General features: G+C 63.5%; 8 protein-coding genes and 1 pseudogene. 5 read left to right on the forward strand and 4 right to left on the reverse strand.

Annotated elements, in window-relative coordinates:
* The coding region (locus EOA27_RS17850) for a nicotinate-nucleotide--dimethylbenzimidazole phosphoribosyltransferase (RefSeq protein ID WP_189562052.1) at positions 1–687 on the forward strand (687 nt) is incomplete at its 5' end.
* 14 nt (positions 688–701) lie between these two features.
* Here the strand turns inward: EOA27_RS17850 and EOA27_RS17855 are convergent.
* On the reverse strand, positions 702–2,225 hold the full coding sequence (locus EOA27_RS17855; protein WP_126082698.1) for a HAMP domain-containing sensor histidine kinase: 1,524 nt from the start codon (positions 2,223–2,225) through the stop codon (positions 702–704).
* Between the two features lie 76 nt (positions 2,226–2,301).
* Between EOA27_RS17855 and EOA27_RS17860 the strand changes: the two genes are divergently transcribed.
* From EOA27_RS17860 to EOA27_RS17875, 4 genes are all read left to right on the forward strand, one after another.
* On the forward strand, positions 2,302–2,925 hold the full coding sequence (locus EOA27_RS17860) for a thermonuclease family protein (protein WP_126082699.1): 624 nt from the start codon (positions 2,302–2,304) through the stop codon (positions 2,923–2,925).
* A 47-nt stretch (positions 2,926–2,972) separates the two neighbouring features.
* Positions 2,973–3,584 (forward strand): glutathione S-transferase, encoded by a 612-nt coding sequence (locus tag EOA27_RS17865; RefSeq protein ID WP_126082700.1) that lies wholly within the window; start codon positions 2,973–2,975, stop codon positions 3,582–3,584.
* 28 nt (positions 3,585–3,612) lie between these two features.
* Positions 3,613–4,230 carry a uracil-DNA glycosylase family protein gene (locus EOA27_RS17870; RefSeq protein WP_126082701.1) on the forward strand — a complete coding sequence of 206 codons (618 nt, stop codon included), beginning with the start codon at positions 3,613–3,615 and terminating at the stop codon, positions 4,228–4,230.
* Between the two features lie 108 nt (positions 4,231–4,338).
* Entirely contained in the window at positions 4,339–4,830 is a 492-nt protein-coding gene (locus EOA27_RS17875; protein ID WP_040982768.1) for an Lrp/AsnC family transcriptional regulator, read from the forward strand.
* Between the two features lie 21 nt (positions 4,831–4,851).
* On the opposite strand, the gene EOA27_RS17880 is transcribed toward EOA27_RS17875, so the two are convergent.
* The 3 genes and pseudogenes from EOA27_RS17880 to EOA27_RS42175 all read right to left on the reverse strand — a co-directional run.
* Positions 4,852–5,424: a DUF3299 domain-containing protein gene (locus EOA27_RS17880; protein ID WP_126082702.1), complete on the reverse strand. Its 573-nt coding sequence runs from the start codon at positions 5,422–5,424 to the stop codon at positions 4,852–4,854.
* An 81-nt stretch (positions 5,425–5,505) separates the two neighbouring features.
* On the reverse strand, positions 5,506–6,066 hold the full coding sequence (locus EOA27_RS17885; protein WP_245467052.1) for a GNAT family N-acetyltransferase: 561 nt from the start codon (positions 6,064–6,066) through the stop codon (positions 5,506–5,508).
* Positions 6,026–6,139 (reverse strand): annotated as a pseudogene (locus EOA27_RS42175) (DNA alkylation repair protein); the annotation flags it as partial. The gene EOA27_RS17885 and the pseudogene EOA27_RS42175, both read right to left, overlap by 41 nt.

Below are 6,139 nucleotides of genomic sequence, written 5' to 3' on the forward strand. Positions count from 1 at the left end.
AACCAGGTCTGCATCGCCAACGATCTCGGCCTGAATGTCTTCGACCTGGCATTGGATATCCCCACAGGCGACATCACCGAGGAGGCAGCGCTCGACGAACGCGGCTGCGCCGCGACCATGGCCTTCGGCATGGAGGCGGTCGCCGGCGGTGCCGACCTGTTGTGCCTAGGTGATCTTGGGGTTGGCAATTCGACCATTGCGGCTGCGCTCTGCGCTGCGTTGTTCGGCGGCAATGGAGTGGATTGGGTCGGGCCGGGGTCTGGCGCCGATGCGGCGACGATGGCGCGAAAGGCCGAGGTCGTGGACCGGGCGCTGGCGTTCCATGGTTCCGGCCTCGGCGATCCGCTGGAGGCCCTGCGACGGGTCGGCGGCCGCGAGTTCGCGGCGATCTGCGGCGCTATTCTTGCGGCCCGCATGGAGAAGATTCCCGTCTTGCTCGACGGATTCGTGGCGACTGCCGCGGCCGCTGTTCTGCAAGCGGCCAGTCCCGGCACGCTCGATCATTGTCTGCTTGCCGGTCTGTCGCCCGAGCCTGGCCATGCCAAGGCTGCCGAAAGGCTCGGACTGCGGCCGCTGCTCGATTTCGGCATCAGCCATGGCGAAGGGGTAGGGGCTGCTCTCGCTGCCGGCATCGTCAAAGCCGCGGCGCTGACCAGCTCGGGCATGGCGATGGCTGTCCGGCTATAACGCCGCGGATGACGTCAGCGGCGGCCGCGCGTGGCGACCGTCTTGGTTGGCAGGGCAGGCAGTTCCTCCATCACCCGACTCAGCGGGAAAATGGCAATCGCCTCCGTGCCTTCACGCAACTTCGAATGAAGCTCGAACGTGCCGCCATGCATCGCGAGCAGGCCCTGCACGATCGGCAGGCCGAGGCCGGTTCCCTGTTCTGCGCTCTTGATGGCGATGGAGCCCTGGCCGAAAGCGGAAAGCACCACCGGGATTTCTTCTTCCGGTATGCCCGGACCATTGTCCTTGACCGAAACGTACTGGCCGCCGCCGGCGGTCCAGCCGACGCGCACGCGCACTTCGCCGCCGGACGGGGTGAACTTGATCGAATTGGACAGGAGGTTGAGCGTGATCTGACGCACCGCGCGCTCGTCGGCAAAAAGGCGCGGCAAGGTCTCCTCGAACTCCTGGACGATGCGGATGTCCTTGTTGCGGGCCCGCAATTCCATCATGTGGCAGCAGTCCTCGACGATGGTCACCAGCATCACCGGCTCCTCGTTGAGCTGGTAGCGGCCGGCCTCGATGCGCGACAGGTCGAGGATCTCGTTGATCAGGTCGAGCAAATGCTGGCCGGACTCGTGCACATCATGGGCATAGTCGCGGTAGGTCGGATTGTTCATCGGACCCAGCACTTCATTGGCCATCACTTCGGAGAAGCCAAGAATGGCGTTGAGCGGCGTCCTGAGCTCGTGGCTCATTGAGGCGAGAAAGCGCGATTTCGCAAGGTTGGCGTCCTCGGCGCGCCGCCTTGCTTCGTCCGACATTGATTTCGCCGTCTCCACCTCGGCAATGAGCGCGTCCTTCTCCGAGCGGAAGGACAGCACCATCAACGAGGCCTGATTGAGGTGGCGCGCCACATAGCCGAAGAACGGAAGTGCTGCGATGAGCAATGCCGCCATCGTGGCTTCGATCGGCGTCCACAGATGCATAATGGTGTAGACATAAACGGCAACAGGAATGGCGAAGGTCGCGAACAGCGCGCCGCCAAGTGAGGAGGCCAAGACTGCAGTCGTCGCCATCGCGATCAGCAGCACCATGGCCTTGGCGACATGGAACTGGTCGATCTGGCATGTGTCGCAGCCGATCCATGCGAACCACGCCCAGCCAAGGCCACACAGGAAATGGCCGATCAGGAAGTCGCGGCGCGTCTGCGCCGGGTCGAGTTCGGCGGCCTCGGTTCGCTCGACGCGCCGCGACATGAACGCGACGATCGCGTAGCAAAGCAGCATAGCCAGAGCCCAGATGGTGATCTGGTTGTCCAGGCCCGCCAGCCGGCCGAGAGCCGCCACCGCCAGCACCAGCAGCGGGATGGCGACCGCGCTGACCACCATGGCGCGCGCATGCAGTTTCAGGAGTTCGCGATCGAAGTCGAGGCTGCCGGCCTGTTGCGAAAGGCGGTCGCGCGTCTTGCGCACCGCGCGCGCCACATCGCTGTTGCGGTGCGGTTTACGGCGGTCCACAATGAATTTATCCGCTGTGTTCGAGCGTAGCAAAGGCATACGGACTTCAATTTCTGCGCGCAGCGACTTTCAGTTCGTTAAGCTACGTTCGAATGATTAAGAGACTGTTTGCCATATGAGCCGTTTCGGGCCGCGAGGACCGCGCCGGCGCTATGCGGCGAGCCCGCCGCGCAGCCTGTGGCGCAAGCTGCTGGACTATGGGCTGGCCTTCCTCTTGCTCGGGTTGCTGATCCTGGTGGCGGCGCGGCTCGATCGCTTCGAGACTCGCAAGGAGCAAGGCACGGCGATCGTCAATGACGGCGATTCGATCACGCTCGGGACCGAGCGCATCCGCATGCGCGGCATCGATGCTCCCGAGTACCAGCAAACCTGCCAGAAGGCCGGCGCCGACTATCCCTGCGGCAAGCTGGCGCGGCAATCGCTGGTACGGCTGATCGCCGGCAGGCCGGTTTCCTGCAGCGGCTGGCAGCGCGACCGTTACGGCAGGCTGCTCGGCGACTGCAGGGCAGGCGACACCGACCTGAACCAGGCCCAGGTGCGGGCCGGATGGGCGGTTGCCTTCGGCGACTTCGAAACCGAGGAAGCGGTGGCAAGAGGGGCCAAGGTCGGCATCTGGGCAGGCGCCTTCGAGGAGCCGCGGGACTGGCGCGACAGCCATCATGACGCGCCGGTCGAGAGAAAGCACGGCACGCTTGCCTCGTTGAGCGACGCGTTGCGCGAGTTCTTTCGCTTCTGGTGACGGGCGTATCCGAGCCCTATGATCCGGTGGAGAAACTGGAGGATGGAATGAAGCTGTTCGACGGCGGCCGCGCGCCCAATCCCCGACGTGTGCGTGTCTTTCTTGCCGAGAAGGGGCTGACAGTGCCGCTTGTGCCCGTCGACATGGCTGCGCTGGAGCATCGCGGCGAAGAGGTGGCGCAGCGCAATCCGCTGCGGCGCCTGCCGGTGCTCGAGCTCGACGACGGTACCGTCATCACCGAATCGATCGCCATCTGCCGTTATTTCGAGGAGTTGCACCCCGAGCCCGCGCTGTTCGGCACGGGTGCGCTCGGCAAGGCAAAAGTCGAGATGTGGCAAAGACGCCTGGAACTAAATCTCATGGTCAGCGTCGCGGCCGCGTTCCGGCATATCCATCCGGCTATGAAGGAATGGGAAGTGCCGCAGATCCCGGAATGGGGCGAGGCCAACAAGCCGAAGGCGATCGATTTCCTGCACCTGCTCGATCACGAACTGGCGCAGCGCGAATTCGCCGCCGGCGATGCCTATTCGGTTGCCGATATCACCGGAATGATCGCTATCGATTTCATGAAGCCGGCCCGCATCAAGGTGCCTGAGGAGTGCACGAATGTGCTGCGCTGGTATGCGGCGCTGACGAGCCGGCCAAGCGCGACGGCCTGAGCGACGAAGATTGGATAATCCGCCCGATATGAGCCAAGCATTGGAGCGCCTCACCGCGAGGGTGCGGGCCTGCCGCATCTGCGTCGACCAGCCGCTTGGCCGGCCCTTGCCGCACGAGCCGCGCCCGGTATTGAGGCCGTCCTCGAGCGCCCGCATCCTGCTCGCCAGCCAGGCGCCGGGCACCAAGGTTCACATCTCGGGCATGCCCTTCACAGACGCTTCCGGAGATCGCCTCAGAAGCTGGCTCGGCGTCAGCAGCGAAGAGTTCTACGACACTGAAAAGTTCGCCATCGTGCCGATGGGTTTCTGCTTTCCCGGCCAGGACGCCAAGGGCGGGGACCTGCCGCCGCGCCGCGAATGCGCGCCGGCCTGGCGCCGGGACCTGATGGCGCTGATGCCGCAGATCGACCTGGTGCTGACCATCGGCGGCTATGCGCAGGCATGGCATATGGGCACGACGCGCGCGGCGTCCTTGACGGATACAGTGAGGAATTGGCGCGCCGTCTGGGATGCTCCGGCCAGTCCAAAAGTGTTGCCGCTGCCGCATCCGTCGTGGCGAAACACGGGCTGGCTGAAGAAGAATCCCTGGTTTGAAATGGATTTGCTGCCCTTCCTGAGGTCGGAAATCCGCTATCGCATTGGTTAGGCATTCCGCAAGATATCACTCGCTTTTGGTGCCTTTGGCAGAATTTCTTTCTTGTGAAAGGCTCCGATAAAAGGGATTATGGCCAAACTATTCCCCTGGAGCCTCCTCATGGATCGCCTCGACAGAAAAATTCTCCGCCTCCTGCAGGAGGACGCCACGCTTGCGGTGGCCGACGTCGCCAAGAAAGTCGGCCTGTCGACCACGCCGTGCTGGCGGCGTATCCAGAAGCTTGAGGAAGAGGGCGTCATCAGGCGGCGCGTCGCCATCCTCGACCATGAGAAGGTCAACGTACGCGTCACCGTCTTCGTGTCGATCCGCACCAATTCGCACAGCCATGAATGGCTGCGGCGCTTCTCCGAGGTCATCCAGGAATTCCCGGAGGTGGTTGAGTTCTACCGCATGAGCGGCGACGTCGATTACCTGCTGCGTGTAGTGGTCCCGGATATCGCCGCTTACGATGCCTTCTACAAGCGACTGATCGCCAAGATCGAGATCCGCGACGTGTCCTCGTCCTTCGCCATGGAGCAGATCAAATACACAACCGAGATCCCGCTCGACTACATGGTTCTGGACAAGGAGTCGGGTGCGAACGCGGCGTGACACTGGTTGCGCCGATCGGCCTTAATTCTTCTTCTTGTTGAGGAAACTCCACGGCGAGTTGACCGGTAGGGTGACCGTATCCGGTACGCTGTCCACGCTCGCCACGTCCGCCTTGCGCACGGTATAGCCCGACTGAACGATCGAGACGCCATCGAGGATGAAGAGCTGGCTCTTTTCCATGCCGGGCTTCAACACGCCGGTGACGGCGACCGGGTCGTAAGCCTCTTTCATCTTGTAGGGATGCGCCGGCGTCACCAGCACGATCTGGTTGGGCGGCGGCGTCGGCATGTGGCTACAGGCGCCTGTCCACGGCACCAGCAGGAACTGGTAGACGAGGTCGCCGTCGCGATCGACCGGCAACGCATAGCCGGCTAATTGTATGGCCTTGTCCTGCAGATTGAGCGACAAAGTCTCGCCGTGGTCGGGCAGTTTTGCCGCGATCATCGGCAGGTTCGCGTCCTCGGCGATCGCCTGCGTGGAGGGGCGCAGATCCTTCCAGAGGATATGCACGACATCGGCTGCCGCATCGGCTCCCGAGGCGGCGAGCAGGAGCATGGCTGTCAGCGCCGCGCATGATTTGAAACGATTGTTCATGGTCGCTCCATCATCCGTCAGTCCATTTGCGGAATCGAGTCAAAGCGTCGTGACCGATCCAGACTCAGCGGTCCAGCCGCATCACATGCCGGCGCGTCCCGGCGGTGCCGATCTCGTGGAAGCCCCGCGCGACGAAATGTCGCGAAAGCCCATGAAGCGATAGCTGGGCGCGGCCTCGTCGACGGGATAGGCCTCGATGACGCGCGCGCCTTTGCCGAAGGCGTGGTCGATCGCGGCGTCGAGCAGGGCGGATGCCAGCCCGCCGCCACGCAAAGCCCTCGGCACATAGAAGCAGACGATCGACCATATGCCGGTCTCGCTGTCGTCCTGCTGCTTTGACAGTTTCCGGTAGGTCTCGCGCGGCGCGACCGAGCACCAGCCGACCGGCTTGCCGTCCAACTCGGCGACGATGCCCACGGGAGTGCCGGCATCGATCAGCGCCATCATCATGCGCTTCTTCTCGTCGTTCGGGATGTGCTCGCGGCTGGAATGGCGCCAGGCCATGCACCAGCAATATTTCGGCGCGCCCGGCTGCTCGAACAGCGTTTCGAAAGGGCCACGCGTCTCTTGCGTCACCTCGACAAAGCGGACGCCGGAAAGATCAGGTTCTTGCGGCTGCGAGCCTGGCGAGCTGTTTGGCATCCGTCAGTTCCTTCACCGCATCTCTGCCGACCCAACGCGGGTCGGGCGATGCCGCCAGTTTTTCCGCCAGCGC

Source organism: Mesorhizobium sp. M2A.F.Ca.ET.037.01.1.1 (genome assembly GCF_003998075.1).
Taxonomy (GTDB): Bacteria; Pseudomonadota; Alphaproteobacteria; order Rhizobiales; family Rhizobiaceae; genus Mesorhizobium.